Consider the following 23,081-nt stretch of genomic DNA (forward strand, 5'->3'; position numbering starts at 1 on the left):
AAAGTAACTTTCAAGTTTTCAGCATCTGGAATTACTGAGTCATCAAGTGAAGCGTAACGACGGTCAGTGTGTGCTGAGTGCTCATCATCACGATCCATTGCTGGAGGCAATACATCGTATGAACGACGCCAGATGTGAACTTGTTCATCACCAAATTGTTCAGCAGCTTCTGCTTTGTTTTTACCAGTCAAACCACCGTAGTGACGTTCGTTCAAGCGCCATGATTTTTCAACTGGAACCCAAAGTTGGTCAGATGCTTCAAGAGCCAAGTTAGTTGTTTTGATCGCACGTTTCAATACTGAAGTGTATGCTTGGTCAAATTCGATACCAGCTTCTTTGATCAATTTACCAGCGTCGATAGCTTGTTGAGTACCTTTTTCAGAAAGATCTACGTCAGCCCAGCCTGTGAAAAGGTTAGCTTTGTTCCATTCAGACTCACCGTGGCGAGCGAAAACCAATTTTACCATTAGTTATGTCTCCTTTTTATTTTGGGTTAAACCCATTTACTCTATCTATTCTACCCAAAAAACCTTGAAAAAGCTAGCAAAATCCAAAAAATTCTGTAAAATTCTATTGCTTCTTGTCTTGGCAAAAAGAGACGATATCAGAATTTCGTTTTAGAGGCTTTAGCCCGTCCAATATTTCCTTGTTTTAGGCCCCTTTTCATGCTAAAATGAGATGAAATAGTAACATTTTACTTTGTGATCTTTAAGGAGGATCTTATGGTTTCTACTGCTACAAAAGTTGGTCAGTTTACGTTTGATAACTGTCTTATGAATGCCGCTGGTGTTCATTGTATGACTAAGGAAGAATTGGCAGAGGTTGATGCTTCAGCTGCAGGTTCATTTGTCACAAAAACAGGAACACTTGAGGCCCGTCCCGGTAATCCCGAACCACGTTATGTGAATGTTCCTCTTGGGTCAATCAACTCAATGGGATTGCCAAATAACGGTTTCGAATACTACCTTGACTATGTCATTGAATTACAAAAGCAACCCAATACAAAAAATCATTTTCTTTCTCTCGTTGGTCTTTCTCCTGAGGAAACACACACCATTCTTAAAAAAGTTCAAGAAAGTGACTATGAAGGGCTGGTTGAACTCAACCTTTCATGTCCTAACGTTCCGGGGAAACCTCAAATCGCTTACGATTTTGAAACAACAACCGAGATCCTAACTGAAGTCTTTTCTTACTTTACGAAACCTCTTGGTGTGAAATTACCACCATACTTTGATATTGTGCACTTTGACCAAGCTGCTGCCGTTTTCAACCAATTCCCACTTGTCTTTGTTAACTGTGTGAACTCAATTGGTAATGGCCTTTACATTGAAGATGAGTCTGTTGTCATCAAACCTAAGAATGGTTTTGGTGGTATAGGTGGTGACTACATCAAACCTACTGCCTTGGCAAACGTTCATGCTTTCTACCAACGTTTGAAACCTGAAATCCAAATTATTGGTACTGGTGGTGTAAAATCTGGTCGTGATGCTTTTGAACACATCCTTTGTGGCGCAAGTATGGTACAAGTTGGTACTGCCCTTCAAAAAGAAGGTGTCGCTATTTTTGACCGTATTACTAAAGAACTTAAAGAAATCATGGAAGAAAAAGGTTACGAAACTCTTGAAGACTTCCGAGGAAAACTTCACTATATCGACTAGTCTATAAAAAAAGTTTGGAAAATCTTCCAAACTTTTTTTGTTATTTGACGAGGATTCTCTTATTAGACAAGACCATCATCATCGCGTTCATCCCAGTCTTCAAAAGGGTCCTTGCCCTCTTTTTCAGCTTGAAGACGTTTCTGACGCGCTTCTTCAATTTGTTCTTCACTTGGCTTCATCAGTTTGCTAATAGCAACAATACCTGATAGTTTAATAACAGTAAAAACCAAAAGAAAAATCAATACCACTGTTATGGTTTTCATAGATTTCCTTAACTTATTTCGTATAAATCAAAACCCCTAAAATCTTAGGGGTTTTTACATTATTTAACTGCGTCTTTAAGAGCTTTACCAGCTTTAAATGCAGGAACTTTAGAAGCTGCGATTGAGATAGCTTCACCAGTTTGTGGGTTACGACCTTGACGAGCAGCGCGTTCGCGTACTTCAAAGTTACCGAAACCGATCAATTGTACTTTTTCACCTGCAGCAAGGAATTCTTCGATAGAAGCGAAAACTGCATCTACAGCTGCTGCTGAATCTTTTTTAGTAAGCTCAGTTGCTTCTGCAACTTTAGCGATCAAATCTTGTTTGTTAGCCATTGTAACAATCCTCCAATTTATTTCTAAGCGAATAGTTTTTTTAGCGCTTGAACAAGTATTATCTTATCCTAAAAGGCCTATGAGGTCAAGTAATAAACGCTAATTTAATCGCTTTTTTGCAAAAAGTAAAGGCTTTTTAATTTATTGTCTTATAGATGTCAAATTCGATACGGTCATTAACCAAATCTAGGCTTTGAGCACGTGCTGTTATCCCCTTCTCATTCTTCATAGACTGAATATTTAGGGTAACCTTTCCCTTCTTACTATCGATTGCGATGTAGTCAGGAAGGTTCGTTGAACGTTTAATCATCTTAAGGACATCCGAAACAGGCAGTTTCAAGGTTCCAGCTGAAAGCTCAGAAACATGCAGTACAATTGCTCCTGATTCACTAACAACCGGCGTAAAATAGACATATAGAGGAACAGGATGACCTAAAACCTTATAGCTACTTTCAAAAACAATTTTAGAATTGGTAACCTTGACCTTGAAACGCATCTTATCAGTCGAATAATCCTGGGCAAAGCCTGTAAGAGCAGCGTCAAGCTCATCCTTAGTCATACTATATTTTCCAATTTTAGTTGCTCCCTTGGGTAGGGATACAGAACTTGTCGTCTCCACTGGAGTCATGATTCTATATGTCACAACACTTACTAGGGCTAGATTTAAGGCCAAGAGTCCTAAAAATAGCCATTTCCATATCTTACTCACCTGACCACTCCTTCTTTGTTTGGTTAATACGTTTCAAAATGGCATCTGACATAATTTGATAACCTGTATTATTTGGATGAAAATGATCATCCTCAAAAAGAGCATCGTTCAGGCTATCTTGAGAAGATTTACTAGACTGATAGGTATCATCAGAACTTGTAACACCGCCCTTACCATCAATTCCCTTATAAAGCAAATCATTTACAGGAACAAAATACACATTATCGTACTCTTTGCACACCTCTTCAGTAGACTGGTTCCAATTATCTACAATAGTTTGCATTTCTGTCATCTCTGGAAAATTAAGATAAAAAGGATTGTAAATACCAACAATATAAATTGGTAATGTTTTATTTTCCTTGCGAGCTAGCTCAATAATCTGTCTTAATCTCTTTTGATAGGCCTGAGCAGGCTTAGTGAAGGTAGCTACATTAAGATTCGTGATATTGTCCTTAATGACATGGATCACATCATTACCACCAACTGTCAGAGTCATCACTTTAGCCTTTTTGAGATCTCTTTGAATATCCTTCTTTTCTTGCATTCTTTTGAGAATTTGATTACTCGTATTCCCCGCAATACCGTAGTTACGAGAAGTCACTTGCCAGTCAAAATCTGACTCTAATGCCTGTGATAGCACAGGAACGAATCCTCCTTGATTACTACTATCACCTACCCCTTGAGTAAGGGAATCACCAATAGCAACATAGGTCACATTTTCATTTTTAATAGATTTAATCTTTTCTGCAATTTTTGATGACTGATGCGTACTAGGAACGATAAAAATGAAGAGGCCGACAAATAAGAGAAAAAGCAAGAAGAAGCCTACGAGGCTTCTAACTAATTCTGATTCTTTCCACTTATTCATAACGAAGCATTACGGCAAAGGCGCCTTCACCAGTGTGCGTTTGAATGATGGAACCAGTCTCAAGGATTGAAATTGGAGCACCCAAAACCTCAAGTTTTTCAGCCATTTCATGTGCAAAATCTGGTGTCCCTGCATAAGAAATACCAATCTCTGCCACTTTGCGGTCCTTATCCTTGATACCATTAATATAAGAATCTAACCATTTCGTGAACGTCTTAGCACCACGACCCTTCGCAATGGTATTCAACTGATAGTCTTTCAACTCCATAATGACACGGATATTGAGCAATGAAGATAGTAGACCTGTTACACGTCCAATACGGCCGCCTTTGACAAGATTCTCAAGGGTAGACACACCGATATGAAGTTCAGATTTACTTTTCACTTCTTCCACACGTGCTACAATCTCATCAAGACTAGCTCCTGCTTCGGCTAGTTTAGCTGCTTCAACAACCTGAAACTTTAGACACTGATCTGTAAAGCCTGAATCGATGACGGTTACATCTGCTCCTGAAAGGCTAGCGCCTTGACGTGAAGCTTCACATGTCCCAGAGAGTGTGTGCATGATGTGGATAGCCACAATCTGTTCTGCACCTTCTTTGACAAGTTTTTCATATGTCTCAGCAAACAAACCTACTGGTGGTTGGCTTGTCTTTGGTAACTCTTTACTATGCTTCATCATATCCAAGAAACGGCCTTCTTCTCGAAGATCACTATCTGAATAGATGACACCGTCCACCATAACCGACAATGGAACAACAGTGATATTATATTTTTCAACCAATTCTGGTTCAATCGTAATTGACGAATCGGTTACAATTCTGATTTTACTCATATTTTTCTCGCTTAACACAAATTTTTATTCTATTATAGCATGACTGGAAAGCTTTTCCCAAGTCTTTTCCTAAAGAGAGTCATCCACCTTTAACAAGGCTCTTGCTTGGCTCAAGGCAGCCTCTGTCACATTATCACCTGCTAACATCTTAGCGATTTCTTGCACCCTTTCCTCAGGTGTCAAAAGACGAACACGAGAGACAGTCGTCTCATTATCGCTTTCCTTAGAAATAAAGAACTGATAATCAGCAATTGCAATAACTTGCGGAAGATGACTGATAGCCAAAACCTGACCATGACTCCCAATCTTATGAATTTTCTGAGCGATGGCTTGGGCAACACGACCTGAAACGCCAGTATCAACCTCATCAAAGACGATACTTGTTTTGTCTTCTTTGCGGGCAAAGGCTGACTTAATCGCTAACATGAGTCGAGATAATTCTCCTCCTGAAGCAACCTTAACAAGCGGTTTAAAGCCTTCACCTGGATTGGTTGAGATGTAAAACTCAACCTGCTCATTGCCATCACGGTTAAATTTCCCTTTTGTAAAGGTAACTTTAAAATCAGCCTTATCCATGTAAAGGTCGCATAACTCGTTCTTAATCTCAGCTTCAAGAGCCGTAGCAATTTGATGGCGCGCTGTTTGTAGGGTCTCCGCAGACGCAAGCAGGTCCTTTTCAAGTTGCTTAAGCTCTTGTTCCATAGCATCTGACGAGCTAGAGTTTCCTGTCAGAAGATTGTATTCTTTACTTGAATTTTCCAGATAATCCAAGACGTCATCGACAGTCCCACCATATTTACGAGTAATGGCATTAATGGTATCTAAGCGGTGTTCAATCTCTTGTAAACGCCCAGCATCAAAGTCCAGATTATCCAAAAAATCACCTAGTTGCTTAATGACATCTTCCAGAACATAATAAGCTTCTGATAGATTTCCAGAGAGTTCTTTGTAATCAGAGTCATACTCTTCAAGAGACTGGAGGTCATTCATGGCAGAACGAACATTTGAAAGGCTTGAAAAATCTTCATTATCCAGCATGACATAGGCATTTGTTAAGGTATCAGCAATCTGCTTATGATTAAGAAGCTTGTCTCGCTCCTGCATCAAAGCCAAATCTTCTCCTGATTTTAGAGAGACTGCTTCAATTTCTGCAATCTGAAAAGCTAGCATTTCAATTCGAGCCCTATGCTCCTGCTCATTTTTTTGCTTTTCAAGAACGGATTTTCTTAACTCACGATAGCGGTCAAAATACTCCTGGTACTCTTTCTTAGTCTGGAAAAATTCCTTGTCACCAAAGGCATCAAGCATGGTAATATGCAGAGCAGGTTTCATAAGCTCTTCCTGGTCATGTTGTCCATGGATATCTACCAAGAAGTGCCCAACAGCCTTAAGCGTCGTTAAATTGACCATCTGACCATTGATGCGACTAACACTTCTACCATTTTGGAAGATTTCACGACGGATAATCAATTCATCCTCAACAGGAATTCCATTATCTTCCAAGATACTAACCAAGGCAGGATTTTGTTCGATTGAAAAGAAGCCCTGAATTTCAGCCTTAGATGCTGAATGACGGACGACCTCACTAGAGGCCCTAGCACCCAACATAAGATTCATAGCATCTATAATAATGGACTTACCAGCACCTGTTTCACCAGTAAGGACGGTCATACCATTCTCAAAGTTTAGAGAAATCTCTTCAATAATTGCGAAATTCTTTATCGTAATTTCGAGAAGCATAGGCCCTCCTATTCTTCAACCCACTTAATGATTTGCCCCTGTAGTTCAATAGCTGCTAACTCTGACTGAGCCACTAAAAAGAGGGTATCATCATCAGCAATAACACTAAAAATCAAATGCTTGTACTCATCTAAAAGAATCTTCTTGATGAGGCGACTTGTCCCAGGTTGAACAACGATATTCATAAAAGCATGTTGACGATCAACGCGCAACAAGCGACGAGTCGCAACAGAGGTTCCACCTACTCGTCTAGGAGCAGTTGAGAGCCCATAGATGTAAGAACCGTCTTCAGTTGGTACTTTGGTAATACCAATTTCATTGATATCACGCGATACAGTCGCTTGAGTAGCCTTTAGTCCCTCATTTTGGAGTAATTTTACCAATTCTCCTTGAGTCGTAATTTTATTTTCTTGGACAATCTTTCGGATTAACTCCAAACGATCATTCTTCTTCATTCTTTTTAAACTCCTTGTGTGCTTGTGCTACAACTTCCTTAATAGAGGTTTGAGCATCATTTTGAGGAGAATTTGTCTTCTCCAAGTGTGCGAGAAACTCAATGTTACCATGACCACCTTGGATAGGTGAAAAGTCCAGCCCCTTAACTGAAAAGCCATAGTCAACCGCAAAAGCAGTCACTGTTTCTAACACTTTTTCATGGACACTGCTCTCACGGACAATCCCGTTTTTCCCAATTTGTTCACGGCCCGCCTCAAATTGTGGTTTCACAAGAGCAACAACTTGCCCCCCATCAACCAATATCTTAGCCAAAGCCGGTAGAATCAGATTAAGAGAGATGAAGCTGACATCGATTGATGCAAAAGACGGTAGTCCTTCTGTGAAATCGACAGGTTCAGCATAACGAAAATTATATTGCTCCATGGAACGAACACGCTCATCTTGACGCAATTTCCAAACCAACTGATTGGTACCGACATCAACAGCATAAACCAGTTTGGCCCCATTTTGAAGCATAACATCAGTAAACCCACCTGTTGAGGCTCCGATATCAATGGTCGTCATACCTTCAACTGACAGATTGAAAACTTCCAAAGCTTTTTCAAGTTTGAGTCCTCCACGACTCACATACTTAAGCTTCTCACCTTTTAGTTTTAACTCAGTCCCGTCATCGATTTTTTCACCAGGTTTATCGTAACGCTCACCATTGATAACATTAACAACTAAACCTGCCATTACGCCACGTTTTGCTTGTTCTCGTGTTTCAAAAAGGCCTTGTTTATAAGCCAAGACGTCTACTCTTTCCTTAGGCATGGAGTCGTAACCTTTCTATGATTTCTATAATACTGTCTTTCTTGAAACCTTGAGTCTCAGCTAGATTTTGGAAAATAGCCTCAGCTTTACTAAGTGATTCTTCGAGGATAGCATGTGATTTTTCCAGACCAAGAAGAGCCGGATAGGTTGATTTTCCCGCTACTACATCTTTTCCAGGTGTCTTTCCAAGTTCTTCGAAATCAGCAGTCACATCCAAAATATCATCACGGACTTGAAAGGCAAGACCAATCAGGCGACCAGCTTCTTTCAGATTTTCCAAAACCTCTAGATTTTTTTGAGCAACAATACCAGCCGCCACAAAAGGAAAGGTTAAAAGCTTACCTGTCTTATGCTCATGAATTTTAGACAGTTGCGATAAATCAAGTTCCTGACCTTCACCCTTCATATCCAACATCTGGCCACCAACCATACCGAAGGTGCCTGAGGAATGAGACAATGCTTGAATCAATTGAACTCGAATTTCTGCTGATAGCTCTGTTTGGGCCAGGAGATCAAAGGGATCCAAAAAGAGAGAATCGCCAGCCAATATCGCCGTTGCTTCATCAAATTTCTTATGGTTGGTTAAACGTCCTCGACGGTAATCATCATCATCCATAGCCGGAAGATCATCGTGAATCAGACTTCCAGTATGAATCATTTCAAGACTCGCTGCAACATCGAAATGACTAGGAGTTAGCTCTAAACCAAATCCTTCAAGCAAATCTAAGAAAATCAGTGGACGAATACGCTTACCGCCACTATCAACTGAATAAAGAATAGCAGTGATTAAATCACTTGATACAGGAAGATTCTTTTTTTGGTAGTAATCACGGATTGCCGCATCAATTTTATTTAGCTTGCTCATTAGGCATCCATTTCCGTTTCTGTACCATCTGCTTGCATGACCTTAACTAGTGTTTTTTCAGCATCTTCCAAGGTCTTCTGCAAATCCTTAGACAAGGCCATACCTTTTTGGAACTCAGCAATAGCATCCTCAAGAGCAACATCACCTGTTTCGAGCTTAGTGACAATGGCTTCTAAGTCCTGTAAATTTTCCTCAAATGTTTTTTTAGTTGACATTTTTTACCTCTACTTCTAGTTCTCCATCTCTCATTTGGACGGTTAATTGATCACCTTCGGTAATATTCTTGGTACTGGTTAAAGGTTTATCATCTTTTTTGACAATGGCATAGCCCCTTGCAACAATACGGCTAGTATCTAGAGACAATAAGGCATCCTGTGCCTTTTCTAACCTCACACGGTTACCATTAATGGTGTTCCTAGTTGTAGTCACCAATAAACGTTGCAAAGACTCTCGACGGTCTTGGTAGTTCTGAACACTAGTTAGAAGATTTAAGCCTTGTAATCGTTGTCTCAAAAGTTCCGCTTCTTTTTGTTTGCGTGCGAAATCTTGACTCATAAAGGTTTCAAGCCTTGTTTTTAGTCGATCCAACTTTTGTAGATAACCATCGTAAAGGCGTTCAGGTTGTCTAAAGACAACAGATTGTGACAATTTGGCCAAGCGTTCCTGATTATATTGTATACGTCTCAAACAGGCTTGATAGGCTCTATTTTGTCTTTCACGAATCCAAACCAAGGTATCAGCCTTTGATACCGGAGTAGCAAGTTCTGCCGCTGCGGTAGGCGTAGCAGCTCTACGATCTGCAACAAAGTCAGCCAAAGTCGTATCTGTTTCGTGGCCAACGCTTGAAATCACAGGGAGACGACTCTCAAAAATCGACTGAACTACAATTTCCTCGTTAAAAGCCCAGAGGTCTTCAATAGAACCTCCACCACGACCAACGATAAGTAAATCTAGGTCATCCCTTTGATTGGCTTTTTGGATATTTTCAGCAATTTCCTGTGCAGCTCCTTCACCTTGAACCTTGGTAGGAAAAAGTAAGATTTCTACCCCAGGAAAACGACGACTAACGGTCGTAATAATATCTCGAATAACCGCACCACTAGGACTCGTGACAACCCCAATTTTTTTGACAAAATTAGGCAGCGCTTGCTTATGACGATCATCAAAGTAGCCTTCTGCAGTCAATTTTTTACGAAGCTGCTCAAACTGGATGGCCAAAGCCCCAATACCATCTGGCTCTGCCTTCTCGATAATAATGGAATAAGAACCACTAGGCTCATAAATCTGGACCCGACCAACGACATTGATCTTCATCCCTTCTTCGAGTTCAAAACCAAGCTTTTTGAAAACTCCAGCCCAAATCGTCGCCTGAATAACAGCTCCTTCATCCTTTAGCGAAAAATATTGGTGACTCGGGCGTCGACGAAAATTTGAAACCTGCCCCGTCAAATATACCCTCTCTAGATAAGGATCACGGTCAAATTTCATTTTCAAATATTTGGTTAAGGATGTGACCGATAAATAGTCTGACACGACAACTCTCCTTTATTTAAGCTATCCTTGAAAACCTGAAGACATTAAAAAAGTTCTGCAGAACTATCATCCCCAAATCTTCTCAGTCGGCTTTTTAATTGTATACACGATTACCTTAAATTATACCAAAAAAGACTGTCAAAAGACAGCCTCAACCACCATAGTCAGGTGTTTTATATAGTTTCATTAATCAGTTGTATAAGTTTTTGAAACAACGTCCCAAGAATCGCTTGAACCGTCAATACCACCATAGGCTTCGAGTTGTCCCTTCTTATCTACACGGAAAAGAAGAACATCATTACCATAGGCATCATAAAGTTGAGCATAAACTAGGTTATCATCATCATCCGTCCATGAATAAACATTCCAACCAAGATTTTTATAATTTTCTCCAGTTGAACCTTGTTCTTTAGCATAGGTAGAAACAACCCAGTCTTCTAACTGTTGATCAGACAAAGATGAGGTATCAACTTGAGAGGATTGATTATCAGATGATGCTGCAGCTGCTTCCTTACTTTTTGCCAACTGACCGTTTTTCCATGGATTTGTTTCACTCTCTTTTTGGTTATTACTATACCACATCAAGGTAACAACAGGAATAACCACTGCAAGTACTGCAACAACTCCAATTACCCATCTAATGTTCTTAGGATCTTTGAGTTTGTCAAAACTCGAAACTTTTCTTCCCTTTGTAGTTTCATTTTTACGACGTCTAAATTCGCTCACAGCTTTTTCCTCTTTTTCTTGAAAGTAGTCCCTTTTTTTCTTTTCCTCTTGTTCCAAGAGCTTTTGCACTTCCCTACGACCCTGTGGATCACTCGTTTGAGCCAATGAAATCTGCAACTGAAAAATACGATTATCCAAAGCTTGCTCATATTCTTTGGCTGCTTCTCTATCACCATTATCAGCTAAGGCTCTCAGATACTCTTCATTACTGAATTCAGCCATTCACTAAATCGCTCCTGCTTCTAAATCGTTTCTTCTATTTTCTTAAAGCCTGAGACTTTTGTCAAGTTACTAGTTTGTAACAAATTCTTACAGTTGTAAAAAGCCGAAGAAAATCACATTCTCCAGCTTATTTCTTGGTTGTTTCTTTATAATACTTACAATAACTTTGAAGAGGACATGTCTGGCATTTCGGATTCTTAGCTAAGCAATGATAACGTCCAAAGAAAATCATACGGTGATGGCTGATAATCCAATCCTTCTTTGGGATTTTCTTCATCAATTCTGCTTCGATTTCCTCTACACTAGCATCCTCTGGGGCGATATTTAGCCTTTTGGAAACACGTGAGACGTGCGTATCTACTGCAATCGAAGGAATGCCATAAACCTCAGCTAAAACCACATTAGCCGTTTTTCGTCCCACACCAGGTAGACTTTCCAATTCCTTACGCGTTTTCGGAACCTGTCCATCAAAATTCATTAAAACAGCTCTAGCAGTCTTGATGATGTTCTTTGCTTTATTTTTGTATAGACCAATCGTTCGCAAACACATCTCAACGTCATCAAGATTAGCCGAAGCCAAATCCTCAATTTCTGGATAACGCGCCCACAAGCCTGGTGTAATCTTATTAACAGCCTTATCAGTTGTCTGGGCCGATAAAATAACAGCAACTAATAGTTGGAAAGGAGTTTCCCACTCCAGCTCTCCATGAGCATTGGGAAACATCTCCCCCATGAGAGCTAGAGCCTCATTAACACGTTTTCTTCCTAACATTATTGGCCACCCCATAATTGACGGGCTGCATCCATACCTGTTTTGAAGTCATCCGAAACTTGGTGATGGTGCTTCTTACCTTGATGCTCCAAACGACGCTCTTCAACTTGAATTTTCGTCGTAATACCACTCAATTTCCAGTTACGCAAAACCCCTTTGATGTAATTCCAATTTGTCTTGCGGTTAAATACTGCTTCTTTCAAAGCCTCACGGATAAGTTCAGGATCAGTATGTTCTTCTTGGATTTCCTTGTTTAAATCTTCGATAACCATAGGATTCAAGATTCCCAAAGCTTGTTCTAACTCATCTGTTAATTGCTTGATGAGCTGTGTATTTGTTGGCTGACCAACGACAGGCCCGGTCGTTGTCTTTTCATTGCTCACTAACTTATCCAAAACTGCCAAGGCAGGTGAAGCATCTACAACCATCTCAATTTCATTATTAACCTTAATAGTCGTGAAGTCAAGGAGTCCAGCCTCAGTCAATGTCGTAATACTTTTATTAACCTCAGTTGGTGTCTTTCCAGTTGCTTGCGCTATTTGACTAGAAGCTACTTCTCCAATCTGAGTTGTCGTCTGTAGATAGAGAAACTGCCAAACGAGAAAGTCATCCGCAGATGGGAAAATATCCTTAAAGTGGAAAAATAAAGCATTAGGAAGGACCAGATTGCCTGATCGATACTGTTCAAAAAAACTCATATTTACCTTTCAGAGTAGCTAGACACCCCAAAAGTCTTTATGCGCTCACATAAGTCTTTTGAGAATGTCTACTACAAATAACCGTAGAATGAAAAATCGTCTTCCAACTCTTCTAAACGATAAGGTGTTTCTTGATATACCGCATAGTTAATCCAATTGCTAAAGAAAGCAGATGCCGCAAGATTCCAACGAAGTTTAGGCTCCTGACTTGGATCATCCTCTGGAAAATAGTTTGCTGGTACGTCTGGATTAATCCCTGCATCCAAATCTCTTCGGTATTCTCTTGCCAGAGTATCACGGTCATATTCAAAATGACCGAAACTATATACTTCACGAAGATTCTTACTTGCTAAAATGGATAAACCAACCTCTGGTCCTGACACAACAATGTCTAAATCCGTCTTGTCTTTAATATACTCGAGCGTAACCTCAGTATAGCGTGAGTGTGGTGACACAAAGCTATCATCAAAGCCATTCATAAGGAAGTTTTCAGGCATGTCAACAGTTTGTTTATAGATTCCAGATAATTTCTCTGACAATGGAACCTTGTCGACTCCATGCTTATAATAGAGACCTGCTTGAGCTCCCCAACACAGATGAAGGGTTGAATAAACATGCTTTTTAGACCAATCAAAAACTTGTGTTAATTCTTGCCAATAATCCACTTCCTCAAATGGCATTTGCTCAACAGGTGCACCTGTTACAATGAGACCATCATAATACTTATGCTTAATTTCATCAAAAGTCTTATAGAAAGTTTCCATATGTTCGGCATGTGTATTTTTTGACTTATGACTAGCCATATAAAGAAACTCGACGTTAATTTGAAGTGGCGTATTAGCCAAAAGACGTAGTAACTGAGTTTCTGTCACTTCTTTAGTTGGCATAAGATTTAGGATTAAGACCTCCATTGGTCGAATATCCTGGCTACTAGCTCTGTTCTCATCCATGATGAAGACATTTTCCGAACGCAATACATCAAGAGCTGGTAACTTATTATCAAGTTTTATAGGCATAACAATATCTCCATCCTTATTTATTCTATCTTCATATTATAAACCGGGGAGGTATTGTTATCAAATATATATTTTCTCTAGTTAGCTATAGCTTTAAACTATATTTAGAGGCCACCTTTGTTTTAAAAGAGTTAAAAAGGCCCTAAGGCCTTTTGTTAATTCATAGATAGATTTATCCTGGGAAGTTCATCAATACTTTAGTATCGTAACCTTCAATAGCTTTACGTCCATTAAGACCATCAAGCTCAATCAAGAAGGCACAGCCAGCAACGACTCCACCTAGGCGCTCAATCATTTCAATTGTAGCTTTAACGGTACCACCAGTTGCCAAAAGGTCATCAACGATAAGTACACGTTGACCTGGTTTGATTGCATCAGCATGCATACAAAGTGTATCGACACCATACTCTTTTTCGTAATCTGCTGAAATCACTTCACGTGGCAATTTACCAGGTTTACGAACTGGAGCAAAGCCAATACCAAGTTCAAAAGCAACTGGACAACCAACGATGAAACCACGCGCTTCAGGACCAACAATCATGTCAATCTTCTTATCAGTCGCATACTGAACGATTTCACGGATAGCATAGCTATAAGCATTTCCATCAGCCATCAAAGGACTAATATCACGGAAAGTAACCCCTTCTTTAGGGTAGTTTTCAATAGATGCAATATAATCTTCTAATTTCATTTGTTCTTCCTATAGGCTTTTCGCCAAAAAAATATTTACATACCATTATAGCATGAATCTTCAGATTTAGAAAATGCTAACCCTCATTTCGAGACGAATCCTTTGGATTCAGACTCCCCTACTTATAAAGCCAGTCATAAATTTCCTGTGGTGTTCCCAAAGCCATAAGTTCTTGGAACTTAACGAGTCGTTTCAGATCTTGGAAAATCTGACTGTCCTCAATCTCACGTTTTTCAGCTTCTTTATTGACTGTCATAACACCATTATCAATAGTCACAAAATCCAATTCATCAAAGATTTGAATCATCTTAATCAGGAGAATCTTGTCGATTTTAAGGTAATGACTGAGTTCATCCAGTTTATAGCGGACATCGAATTCTGGGAATTGATAAATGGTTTTATAGAGCCTTGCAAATTGCTCTCTTGTTCCATAACCTGTCAGATAATAGGCTTCCTTAATGCTATTTTTAAAATAGATAGCCTGAAAATCTTTACCTTCAAACCACTCTTTTAATTCTGTCGCTGATTCAGGTAGGGTGTTGAGGACAACCGCAGGCTCTGTGTCTGCTGCTTCTTCTACCGATGGTAGACCTTCAGGCAGTGACATGTTTTTTGATCGAAAATCAAATAATTGAACACCATCCACACGCGCATCTTCTAGCATGAGCTGGAGCGTTGTCTGACCATTCCAAACATTAACAGACAAGGTCACTGCCAATTCCAAACCCTGAGCTTGTTGGAATTCTTGAAGAAGATTACCTTTGTTAAAAGCGACAACATCAAAGCTATCCTTGCCTTGCTTAACCTTAAACTTAAGATGGGCTCCGTTTTGTCCCATAGTCCTAGCTTGAGTAACGGTAATATCATGTAGCCAAAAGACTGGCTTTTTATTGTCCATACCAAAAGGTGCTAATTTTTCAAGGCTCTTGATGGTATCCAAGCTAAGCTCACTGAGCTGGAGCTCCTCGTCTAAATTTAACGTATTTTTGGCACTCGTATCAATGTCATTATCGTAGACATAATGACACAAAATCTCTGATAGTCGTCCAAGATTTTCTTCAGGAAGGGTCATCCCCGCCGCTCCAGCATGTCCTCCAAAAGCAGTAAAGATGTCTCGGTGGTCATCAAGGGCATGGAAGATATTGATAGATTCCAAACTACGAGCGGAACCCTTAGCCAAGCCATCTTCAATATTCAAAACCACTACTGTCTGACTGATTTGTTCCATGATACGCCCCGCCACAATACCTAGAACGCCAGGATGCCAGCCTTCCTTGGCCAGAACCTGAACAGGTTTGTCCGGGTCTACCATGGTTATGGCTTCATCAAAGATGTTTTGAACAACTTCCTTACGTTCTTCATTTTTAGCATTGATTTCCAGAGCAATGGCTTGGGCTTCTTCATCGTCAAATCCGGTCAGCAGTTCAATGGCTGGATTTGGATCATCTAAGCGCCCCAAGGCATTGAGTTGAGGGGCCAGTTTAAATCCTACCGTTTCTTCAGAAATCGTTGTTGGGTCTACATCTGAAATACGGAGTAACTCTTGCAGTCCAATACGCTCAGTAGTCTTTAGAATTTCCAGGCCGACCTTGACCATAATACGATTTTCATCCGTTAGGCTAACCATATCGGCAATGGTACCAATGGCTACCAAGTCCAACATCTCAGTAGGAATAGTTTCAAGGAGGGCAGTTGCCAATTTGAAAGCTACACCACAACCTGCCAAATACTTAAAAGGATAATCGGTATCTGGATGCTCTGGATGGACAATGGCATAGGCATCTGGAAGCTGTGCCGGCATACTGTGATGGTCTGTAACGATAACGTCCACACCTTGCTCTTGCGCATAAGCGATAGCCTCATTACCCGCTACTCCATTATCCACTGTAACAATGAGTGAAATGCCTTCCTGTTCAATGAAGTACTTGTAGACACTTTCGTTTGGCCCATAACCATCTGTAAACCGGTTAGGCAAATAGACTCTAGCTTCAGCCCCCATCATTTCAAGGGCTTCCTTGACAATCGATGCTGACGTCATTCCATCCGCATCATAGTCTCCATAGACTAAGATTTGCTCATAATTTTCAATGGCCTGACGAATTCTAGCCACTGCCTTATCCATATCATGAAGAAGATAAGGATCATGAAGGTGTGATAAATCAGCCTTTAGAAAGTCTTCAAGAGTATCTTCTGTCGTAATGCCACGTTCATAGGCAATCTTGGCTGCTGTTTCTGCCAACCCACGTTCTTTGGCAAGTTTAAAAAAGCCAGCATCTGGCTCTTTTGTGTTTATTTTCCAATCATACGTTGATGTAATCATGTTACTTATATTTTCTCCCTGTCATCTAGTCTATCTATTATAACATGAAAAAATTTATCATAGTGGATAGAAAGCTAAGTTTCCTAAAAAGAGAATGTCAAACATCGTAAGTTGCTTAGACTTGTGGTACATTTCCAATCAAGACCTGCTTTTCTAGACAAAATAAAAGACTGAGTATTGCTCCTTATTTGACTTATGTTTTCTCAGATATTCCTTTCTTCTCTTCCTTTTATATAACTCAATTCTACTATCACTTTCAAGCAACATAAGGAAAAGCAAGAAAAAGATTCCCTATTTGGAAATCCTTTACATCAATATTTATAAATCATCCCTGTACAAGCTTGCTCTGAAAGTTCGACAAAGCCCAGAGATTGGTAAAAGGCTAGATTTTTCTCGCTACGATCAGTTGCAAGGAGCTTTTGATAGACATTGGGGAAAGTCCCTAAAGCCTCTTCTAAGAGTTTCGTTCCGATGCCTTGGCGTTGGTGATCTGGTCGCACCAAGAGGTCCTGTACAAAAATGACAGAGTGGCCATCTCCTACCAAGCGAATGTAGGCTACTAACTCTTCCTCATCATAGACTGCCAACTGCCAGAGACTGGCTTTGACAGCTTCTTCTAGCATAGCTGGGTTGTTGGTATAATTGGTCCAACCGACTGAACTGTACAGTGCGAGTAGGTCTGTCATCGCTGGAATCTCTTTTTTATAATTTAACATCTTAACTCCTCTCCAAACTTCCGACTAGTTGCTAATAGGGGTTGTCCTGAGCCCGTAAACCTACCATTTCCTCATTGGGTTCCACAGCTAGGACTCTATTTTCTTACGCTAGGTGGTTGGACACAAGGCCAAAGCCACTGCCAAAATCAAGCACTCGCTTTCCCTTGATGTCCTTTAATTGCTCAAAAAGGATATCATAATAGATTTGCCCCCAGGGTTGCTGGAGATTTTCTAAATAGGCTTGAATATTAGCCGCCATCTGGCATCCCCTTATTTGTAGTTAAACACATTGGTAGCTAGTTTGTCCGAGATTCGTGGAAATAGTGTGTAGCCTTTGTGGGCAACTGATAAGAGTCGTGGTAGATTAACTTCACGTTTATTTTTGCCCAGAATACGGACAATCTTTTTAGCCACGTATTTAGGACTGAGGACAAACTTTTTAACACTCTCAAGATAGTCTCCAGAGGGATCAGCTTGATCAAAGAAACCTGTCTCAATTGGACCAGGATTGACCGTTGTCACATAGACTCCTTTATCAGCCAGCTCTAGACGCAGGGCATCTGAAAAACCAATTACCGCAAACTTTGTCGCTGCATAAACACTTGAATTGGCTGTCGCAATTTTTCCCGCCATACTAGCAATATTAACGATATGCCCATTGCCCTGTTTCACCATTGTCTCAGCCATCAGACGTGAAAAGGTCAACGTTGCAAAGGTATTGATGTCAAACATGTCACGGACTTCTTGGCTAGTGTAGTTATTATAAGACTTGAATTCACCGTAACCAGCATTATTGATAAAGACATCAATACGTCCAAATCGTTGATAGAGATAATCGACCATCTCTTTAATGGCCTTGTCGTCTCTTAGGTCAATGGCAAGGCAAGTTTTATTTTCCACATGGCGATAACATTTCTCAAGTTTATCCTTGTCTCTTCCTAAGAGGATAATGCCATCACTGGGTGAGAGCTGCTTGACAATTTCTTGTGCAAGCCCTCCTGAGGCACCAGTAATAGCGATAATACGTTGTTTAGCCATTAAATCTCTACCTCTTCTAGGTCACGAACGATGTGGGTGTTTTCGAAAATTGTTTTAGCATCTGCTGCCATCTTACCGATATCACGCCCTAAGAAACGTGCTGATACGTGATTTAGAAGAAGACGTTTAGCTGACGCATCTTTAGCGACCTGTGCTGCTTGCATGTTGGTTGAATGCCCATGGCTCTTGGCAATTTTTTCGTCACCTTTACCATAAGTAGACTCGTGCACCAAGACATCTGCTCCCAAGCCAAGACGAACACTGGCATTCGTCTTACGAGTGTCACCTAAGATAGTGATAACCTTACCTTTCTTAGGTGCGGAAATAAAGTCCTTGGCAATGATTTTTGTTCCATCTTCAAGGACCACATCTTGCCCATTCTTAATTTGACCAAAAAGCGGACCAAATGGTACACCTGCTGCTTTAAGGGCCTCAGCATCCAAGGTTCCTTCAAGATCCTTTTGAACCACACGGTAACCAATACAAAAAATGGTATGATCCAACTTATCTGCATAAACAGCGAACTTGTCATTTTCCATAACCAAGCCAAGCTTATGCTCATCAATTTCCTTAAAATGCACATGGTAAGGGAGGCGTGTTCCAGAGGTACGAAGACTAGTCATAACATATTGTTTAATGCCGACTGGACCATAAACCTCTAAATCTGTTTGTTCTTCACTCGATTGGAAAGAACGGCTAGCCAAGAAACCAGGTAGGCCAAAGATATGGTCTCCATGCATATGTGTGATAAAGATTTTTTTAACTTTACGAGGTTTGATTGTTGTTTCTAAAATCTGACGTTGGGTACCTTCTCCACAGTCAAACATCCAGACCTCATTGATTTCATCGAGTAACTTCAGAACCAGACTCGACACGTTACGGGCCTTGGAGGGCTGCCCGGCACCCGTCCCTAAAAATTGTAATTCCATGACTTCCTATACTTTCTATCTATCGTTCTTCTTATTTCTGGACAATATAAGCCAGGCATTCACGCTGAGCAAATCCGTAATAAACGGTTTGCCCTTTATATTGAGACAAAAGTTCCACTAATTCATCTTGATTGAAGCTAGCCAACTTAATGACATTCCCCTTCAACTTAGTTACACGACTAAGTAACTGTGTCTCAGGTGTTAACTCTTCCAATACTTCTTCGTCAAAATCAACCTTGGCCATCTTAATTTGAGTGCCTTCAAGATAAACCTTATACTGCGGAAAAACTTGAGCAAGCTCAAACAAAATACTAGCCGTTGGAACCTCTAAATGCTCGGCAAAGACTAAGGCCACCTCATCAGCATTTTCATAGCAAAATCCATAAGATTTTCCTGACAGATTGAGACGAATAAAAGGCTTGTGCTCATCAAAAGATGGTTCAGGGTTAAAGAGGTTCAACTCCTTTGAAAGGTCCAAATAGTAATCCGTCGCTGCTTCAGGAGATTGTTTTTGGTAAATCTCTGCAAAATAAGCATTAATCACGCTTGGTGGTGGCGTAATGAAAGCCAATTTTTGACTGTCCGAAAGGTCTGACAAGGTATTTTCCAAATAGACCTTATCTAAACTTGTAAAACCACCATATTTTAAAGCTAAATCCATATAATCAGTCATAAAATTCTTCCAATTTCCATTTATTTTTCGGTGAAATATAACCTGTAATTTCTTCCACTTCTGTCTCAAAAGTGTAGCTATCTAGCAAGGCTAATTGACTCAACTGATAAAGTTTATAAGCTTGATCCTGATGGACCTTAATACTAAAGGGTTCAAAAATCTGTTGAATTTCATCAATCAAGAGTCTTCTGAGTGCCTCACGACTTCCCTTGTCACGTGCTGAGAGACGAACATTTGGAAAGACTGTTGCTACTAGGTTATCAGCTACATCCATCTTATTGTAAATTGCTAGGCGAGGAATATCAGTCATGTCTAAGTCTTTGAGAATGTCTAAGACCACCTTTTCATGCTCTTCGTGATTAGGATCACTCGCATCAATAACATGCAAAAGAAGATCCACATTACGACTTTCTTCAAGTGTTGACTTAAAGGCAGCAACCAATTCTGTTGGCAAGTCCTGGATAAAACCAACCGTATCTGTCAAGGTCACTTGAAACTGATCCTTTAAGTAAATTTTCTTAGTCGTTGCATCCAAGGTCGCGAAAAGTTCATTAGCCTCATATTGCTTATCATCCGTCATAAGGTTCATGATTGTTGATTTCCCAGCATTGGTATAACCAATCAAACCAATTTTAAAGGCACTTGAATCAACACGCTTTTCGCGAATGGTTTCTCGGTTCTTCTCAACAACCTTTAACTGGCGTTCAATATCAGCAATCTGGTTACGAATCGAACGACGATTAAGCTCCAACTGACTTTCACCAGGTCCACGGCTACCAATGCCCCCTGCTTGACGGCTGAGCATAATCCCTTGACCAGCTAAACGGGGCAACATGTATTTTAGTTGAGCTAGGTGAACCTGAAGTTTCCCTTCATGGCTTCTAGCTCTCATGGCAAAGATATCCAAAATTAATTGCATACGATCAATAACTTTTACGCCAAATGCTGCTTCAAGATTGGTATTTTGACGAGGTGTTAAACGGTTATTGACAATGACCGTAGTAATCTCATCCGCATCCACCATGGCCTTGATTTCTTCTAATTTTCCTGAACCTACGAAAGACTTACTATCATAGCGTTCACGTTTTTGGGTATAGCTAGCTACAACCTCTGCTCCTGCAGTTTTGGCAAGACTGGCAAGTTCCTCCATTGACATGTCAAAATGCTCTGTTTCTTGCAATTCAACACCTACTAAAATAGCACGTTCTTGCTGTTTGGCTGTCTCTATCATAGCAAACCCCTTTTCAAAATAGTCAACTTTTATTATACCACAGGCAGGGGCAAAGAAAAGGTCACAGACCTTAATTTTTTTCAAAGAAAAACAAGTTGGATTAACCAACTTGTTTTCTCTTAATGTTTACGTGTCGGTTTCTTTTTCGAACCCTTACGACGCTTGCCTTGATGAATGCTTGGCGTATTTTGAGAAATGGTTTGACGCATTTTCTCAGTGGCCTTATCAACCTTATCTTTAGCCTTGACCAATTCTTGAGAGGCCTTAGTAACACTCTTCGAAGGCTTATTTTTCTTAGACTTGCTCTTAGAAACAGGTTTCACTTGACTAGTTCCAGACGTACGCATACGACGAGACATAGCCAGGAGAATTTTATTTTCCTCGTTGAGGTTGGTTTGATAAGCCATTGAAAGCACCAAACCAACACCAATCAAGTTAGAGATGAGTGATGACCCCCCTTGAGAAATAAAGGGCAAAGGAATACCTGTCAAAGGAAGAATTCCCACTGCTGCCCCAATATTTTCAAAAATATGGAAGACAATCATCATGATAAAGCCTGTCGAAATAAAGGTATAGAAACGATTGTTAGACTTAAACGTCACTCGCAACATGCGGTAAATGAGGAAGAGATAGGTTAAAAGAACCAATCCACCACCTACCAAACCAAAATCTTCCGCAATGACTGTGAAAATCATGTCACTCTCACGAACCGGTACGTTCAACTCCAGATGATTAAAGCCTTTACCATAGATTCCTCCAGTACCAATCGAAATCATCCCTTGTGTCTGTTGAAAGGCGATACCATCTGCATAAGTGAAGGGATCCAACCAAGCTGAGATACGGTTAATCTGGTAGGTTTGCACTCCCATCTTGAGCATGGCTTCCTTACCCCAATCTGTGGTAAATACCATCACAAACAAGGCTAAACCTGCAGCAAAGGCTAAAACAACTGGTAGGATAATACGCCAGGATATCCCTGAAACCACTATAATACCAGCTAAAATAGCCAGAAAGACCAAGGCGGTCCCCATATCTCCTTGAAGAACTAATAACCCCAAGACAGGAAGCGTAACAGCTACATATTGGAAAAGTAGCAACCAGTCATCTTTTAGGTCAGTCACTTCCTTTCCTTGCTTGGCCCAAACACCAATTCTGGAAAGGAAAAGGATGTAGGATATCTTCATAAATTCTGATGGTTGGAAAAGGGTGACCGATCCAATACTGACCCAGTTTTTTGCCCCTGTCGAGGCCACCAAAGCAGGCGAATAAAAAACAAGGGGTAAAACCATAAGTCCCAGACCAAAAATATAGAGCCAGGGGGTTATCTTCCAAAGAAACTCTGTATTAAATAACATGACAACAAAAGCAAGTACTGAACCTAGAAAAATCCATAGTACTTGCTGGGACATGACTTGCACAAGATTCTTTGGGTAATCAAAATTTGTCGCTATAAATATCGAAACCAAACCAACCAGTAGCAATATAAGGACTGGCAAGAGAATCGAGTAATCTATCCGACTTTCAATAGTATTTTTTGACTTAGCCATGTTTACTCCAAAATAAAGATTTAGCAAGAGTTATTATACCACTTTTTTGCCCAGACAAATGACCTGAATGTATAAAAAAGAGACAATTTTTTTAACGAAAAAAGGGCTCTATAATTTCTGTAGTGGGTAAAACCACTGTAGAGATTATGGAGCTTTTTCAATGTACACAAAAAGTCCCATAAGAACTATAATGAAAAGCGACCAAACCATCATTAGGAAGAACTCATGAGACTTATTAAGAATACCACAGAATTAATTGGAATTAAAGACCCTAACATCATTATTTCTCTTGTTTTGGAAACTAATACTCATATCGAGATTCATGCAAAACTTGATTATTCTGCACCACCATGCCTTCATTGCCATGGAAAGATGATCAAGTACGACTTTCAAAAGCCTTCTAAAATCCCTCTTCTCGAGCAAGCGG

General features: G+C 40.1%; 24 protein-coding genes and 3 pseudogenes. 2 read left to right on the forward strand and 25 right to left on the reverse strand.

The window, feature by feature from the left end:
• The coding region (locus HMPREF1517_RS00135) for a 2,3-bisphosphoglycerate-dependent phosphoglycerate mutase (RefSeq protein ID WP_037598854.1) at positions 1-467 on the reverse strand (467 nt) is incomplete at its 3' end.
• Positions 468-722: 255 nt separating this feature from the next.
• Here HMPREF1517_RS00135 and HMPREF1517_RS00140 point away from each other — a divergent pair.
• Entirely contained in the window at positions 723-1,658 is a 936-nt protein-coding gene (locus tag HMPREF1517_RS00140) for a dihydroorotate oxidase (RefSeq protein WP_037597706.1), read from the forward strand.
• 62 nt (positions 1,659-1,720) lie between these two features.
• Here the strand turns inward: HMPREF1517_RS00140 and HMPREF1517_RS00145 are convergent, their stop codons facing one another.
• The 24 genes and pseudogenes from HMPREF1517_RS00145 to HMPREF1517_RS00260 form a co-directional block, all read right to left on the reverse strand.
• The gene (locus tag HMPREF1517_RS00145; RefSeq protein WP_002890779.1) at positions 1,721-1,921 is read right to left on the reverse strand and encodes a hypothetical protein; all 201 of its coding nucleotides are present in this window, start codon (positions 1,919-1,921) and stop codon (positions 1,721-1,723) included.
• A 59-nt stretch (positions 1,922-1,980) separates the two neighbouring features.
• Positions 1,981-2,256: an HU family DNA-binding protein gene (locus HMPREF1517_RS00150; RefSeq protein WP_002884048.1), complete on the reverse strand. Its 276-nt coding sequence runs from the start codon at positions 2,254-2,256 to the stop codon at positions 1,981-1,983.
• A 136-nt stretch (positions 2,257-2,392) separates the two neighbouring features.
• The gene (locus HMPREF1517_RS00155; protein ID WP_037598856.1) at positions 2,393-2,965 is read right to left on the reverse strand and encodes a YpmS family protein; all 573 of its coding nucleotides are present in this window, start codon (positions 2,963-2,965) and stop codon (positions 2,393-2,395) included.
• Positions 2,958-3,833 (reverse strand): SGNH/GDSL hydrolase family protein, encoded by an 876-nt coding sequence (locus tag HMPREF1517_RS00160; RefSeq protein WP_037598860.1) that lies wholly within the window; start codon positions 3,831-3,833, stop codon positions 2,958-2,960. Before HMPREF1517_RS00160 ends, HMPREF1517_RS00155 begins: the two co-directional genes overlap by 8 nt.
• Positions 3,826-4,668 (reverse strand): DegV family protein, encoded by an 843-nt coding sequence (locus tag HMPREF1517_RS00165; RefSeq protein ID WP_037598863.1) that lies wholly within the window; start codon positions 4,666-4,668, stop codon positions 3,826-3,828. Before HMPREF1517_RS00165 ends, HMPREF1517_RS00160 begins: the two co-directional genes overlap by 8 nt.
• Positions 4,669-4,737: 69 nt before the next feature.
• Positions 4,738-6,408: a DNA repair protein RecN gene (gene recN, locus HMPREF1517_RS00170; protein WP_037598865.1), complete on the reverse strand. Its 1,671-nt coding sequence runs from the start codon at positions 6,406-6,408 to the stop codon at positions 4,738-4,740.
• 8 nt (positions 6,409-6,416) lie between these two features.
• Positions 6,417-6,863 (reverse strand): arginine repressor, encoded by a 447-nt coding sequence (locus HMPREF1517_RS00175; protein ID WP_002890762.1) that lies wholly within the window; start codon positions 6,861-6,863, stop codon positions 6,417-6,419.
• Positions 6,850-7,677 (reverse strand): TlyA family RNA methyltransferase, encoded by an 828-nt coding sequence (locus tag HMPREF1517_RS00180; protein WP_002884054.1) that lies wholly within the window; start codon positions 7,675-7,677, stop codon positions 6,850-6,852. Before HMPREF1517_RS00180 ends, HMPREF1517_RS00175 begins: the two co-directional genes overlap by 14 nt.
• A complete protein-coding gene (locus tag HMPREF1517_RS00185) occupies positions 7,670-8,542 on the reverse strand; it encodes a polyprenyl synthetase family protein (protein ID WP_037598866.1) in 873 nt (290 codons plus the stop codon). Before HMPREF1517_RS00185 ends, HMPREF1517_RS00180 begins: the two co-directional genes overlap by 8 nt.
• On the reverse strand, positions 8,542-8,757 hold the full coding sequence (locus tag HMPREF1517_RS00190) for an exodeoxyribonuclease VII small subunit (protein WP_002884058.1): 216 nt from the start codon (positions 8,755-8,757) through the stop codon (positions 8,542-8,544). Before HMPREF1517_RS00190 ends, HMPREF1517_RS00185 begins: the two co-directional genes overlap by 1 nt.
• Positions 8,747-10,075: an exodeoxyribonuclease VII large subunit gene (gene xseA, locus HMPREF1517_RS00195; RefSeq protein ID WP_037598867.1), complete on the reverse strand. Its 1,329-nt coding sequence runs from the start codon at positions 10,073-10,075 to the stop codon at positions 8,747-8,749. The genes HMPREF1517_RS00190 and xseA overlap by 11 nt, the downstream gene beginning before the upstream one ends.
• Before the next feature lie 186 nt (positions 10,076-10,261).
• On the reverse strand, positions 10,262-11,023 hold the full coding sequence (locus HMPREF1517_RS00200) for a hypothetical protein (protein WP_002890759.1): 762 nt from the start codon (positions 11,021-11,023) through the stop codon (positions 10,262-10,264).
• 127 nt (positions 11,024-11,150) lie between these two features.
• Positions 11,151-11,795 carry an endonuclease III gene (gene nth, locus HMPREF1517_RS00205; protein WP_013990728.1) on the reverse strand — a complete coding sequence of 215 codons (645 nt, stop codon included), beginning with the start codon at positions 11,793-11,795 and terminating at the stop codon, positions 11,151-11,153.
• Complete coding sequence (locus HMPREF1517_RS00210) at positions 11,795-12,493, reverse strand: DnaD domain-containing protein (RefSeq protein ID WP_004182658.1); 699 nt, start codon at positions 12,491-12,493, stop codon at positions 11,795-11,797. Before HMPREF1517_RS00210 ends, nth begins: the two co-directional genes overlap by 1 nt.
• A gap of 71 nt (positions 12,494-12,564) precedes the next feature.
• On the reverse strand, positions 12,565-13,509 hold the full coding sequence (gene metA, locus HMPREF1517_RS00215) for a homoserine O-acetyltransferase MetA (RefSeq protein ID WP_037598868.1): 945 nt from the start codon (positions 13,507-13,509) through the stop codon (positions 12,565-12,567).
• 172 nt (positions 13,510-13,681) lie between these two features.
• A complete protein-coding gene (locus HMPREF1517_RS00220; RefSeq protein WP_002890753.1) occupies positions 13,682-14,200 on the reverse strand; it encodes an adenine phosphoribosyltransferase in 519 nt (172 codons plus the stop codon).
• Between the two features lie 118 nt (positions 14,201-14,318).
• Positions 14,319-16,520: a single-stranded-DNA-specific exonuclease RecJ gene (gene recJ / locus HMPREF1517_RS00225; RefSeq protein WP_037598870.1), complete on the reverse strand. Its 2,202-nt coding sequence runs from the start codon at positions 16,518-16,520 to the stop codon at positions 14,319-14,321.
• A gap of 311 nt (positions 16,521-16,831) precedes the next feature.
• Positions 16,832-17,236: a GNAT family N-acetyltransferase gene (locus HMPREF1517_RS00230; RefSeq protein WP_037598871.1), complete on the reverse strand. Its 405-nt coding sequence runs from the start codon at positions 17,234-17,236 to the stop codon at positions 16,832-16,834.
• Positions 17,237-17,270: 34 nt separating this feature from the next.
• Positions 17,271-17,495, reverse strand: a pseudogene (locus HMPREF1517_RS00235) (class I SAM-dependent methyltransferase); the annotation flags it as partial.
• Positions 17,496-17,506: 11 nt separating this feature from the next.
• A complete protein-coding gene (locus HMPREF1517_RS00240) occupies positions 17,507-18,274 on the reverse strand; it encodes an SDR family NAD(P)-dependent oxidoreductase (RefSeq protein ID WP_013990734.1) in 768 nt (255 codons plus the stop codon).
• On the reverse strand, positions 18,274-19,203 hold the full coding sequence (gene rnz, locus HMPREF1517_RS00245; protein WP_002884122.1) for a ribonuclease Z: 930 nt from the start codon (positions 19,201-19,203) through the stop codon (positions 18,274-18,276). The genes HMPREF1517_RS00240 and rnz overlap by 1 nt, the downstream gene beginning before the upstream one ends.
• A 31-nt stretch (positions 19,204-19,234) precedes the next feature.
• Positions 19,235-19,876: a cystathionine beta-lyase gene (locus HMPREF1517_RS00250; RefSeq protein WP_037598872.1), complete on the reverse strand. Its 642-nt coding sequence runs from the start codon at positions 19,874-19,876 to the stop codon at positions 19,235-19,237.
• Positions 19,869-21,107, reverse strand: coding sequence for a GTPase HflX (gene hflX, locus HMPREF1517_RS00255; protein ID WP_037598873.1), 1,239 nt, complete (start codon positions 21,105-21,107; stop codon positions 19,869-19,871). The genes HMPREF1517_RS00250 and hflX overlap by 8 nt, the downstream gene beginning before the upstream one ends.
• Before the next feature lie 377 nt (positions 21,108-21,484).
• A pseudogene (locus HMPREF1517_RS00260) lies at positions 21,485-22,654 on the reverse strand (FtsW/RodA/SpoVE family cell cycle protein); the annotation flags it as partial.
• A gap of 225 nt (positions 22,655-22,879) precedes the next feature.
• Between HMPREF1517_RS00260 and HMPREF1517_RS00265 the strand changes: the two are divergent.
• Positions 22,880-23,081 (forward strand): annotated as a pseudogene (locus HMPREF1517_RS00265) (ISL3 family transposase); the annotation flags it as partial.

The organism is Streptococcus sp. ACS2 (assembly GCF_000525585.1).
Classification (GTDB): Bacteria; Bacillota; Bacilli; order Lactobacillales; family Streptococcaceae; genus Streptococcus.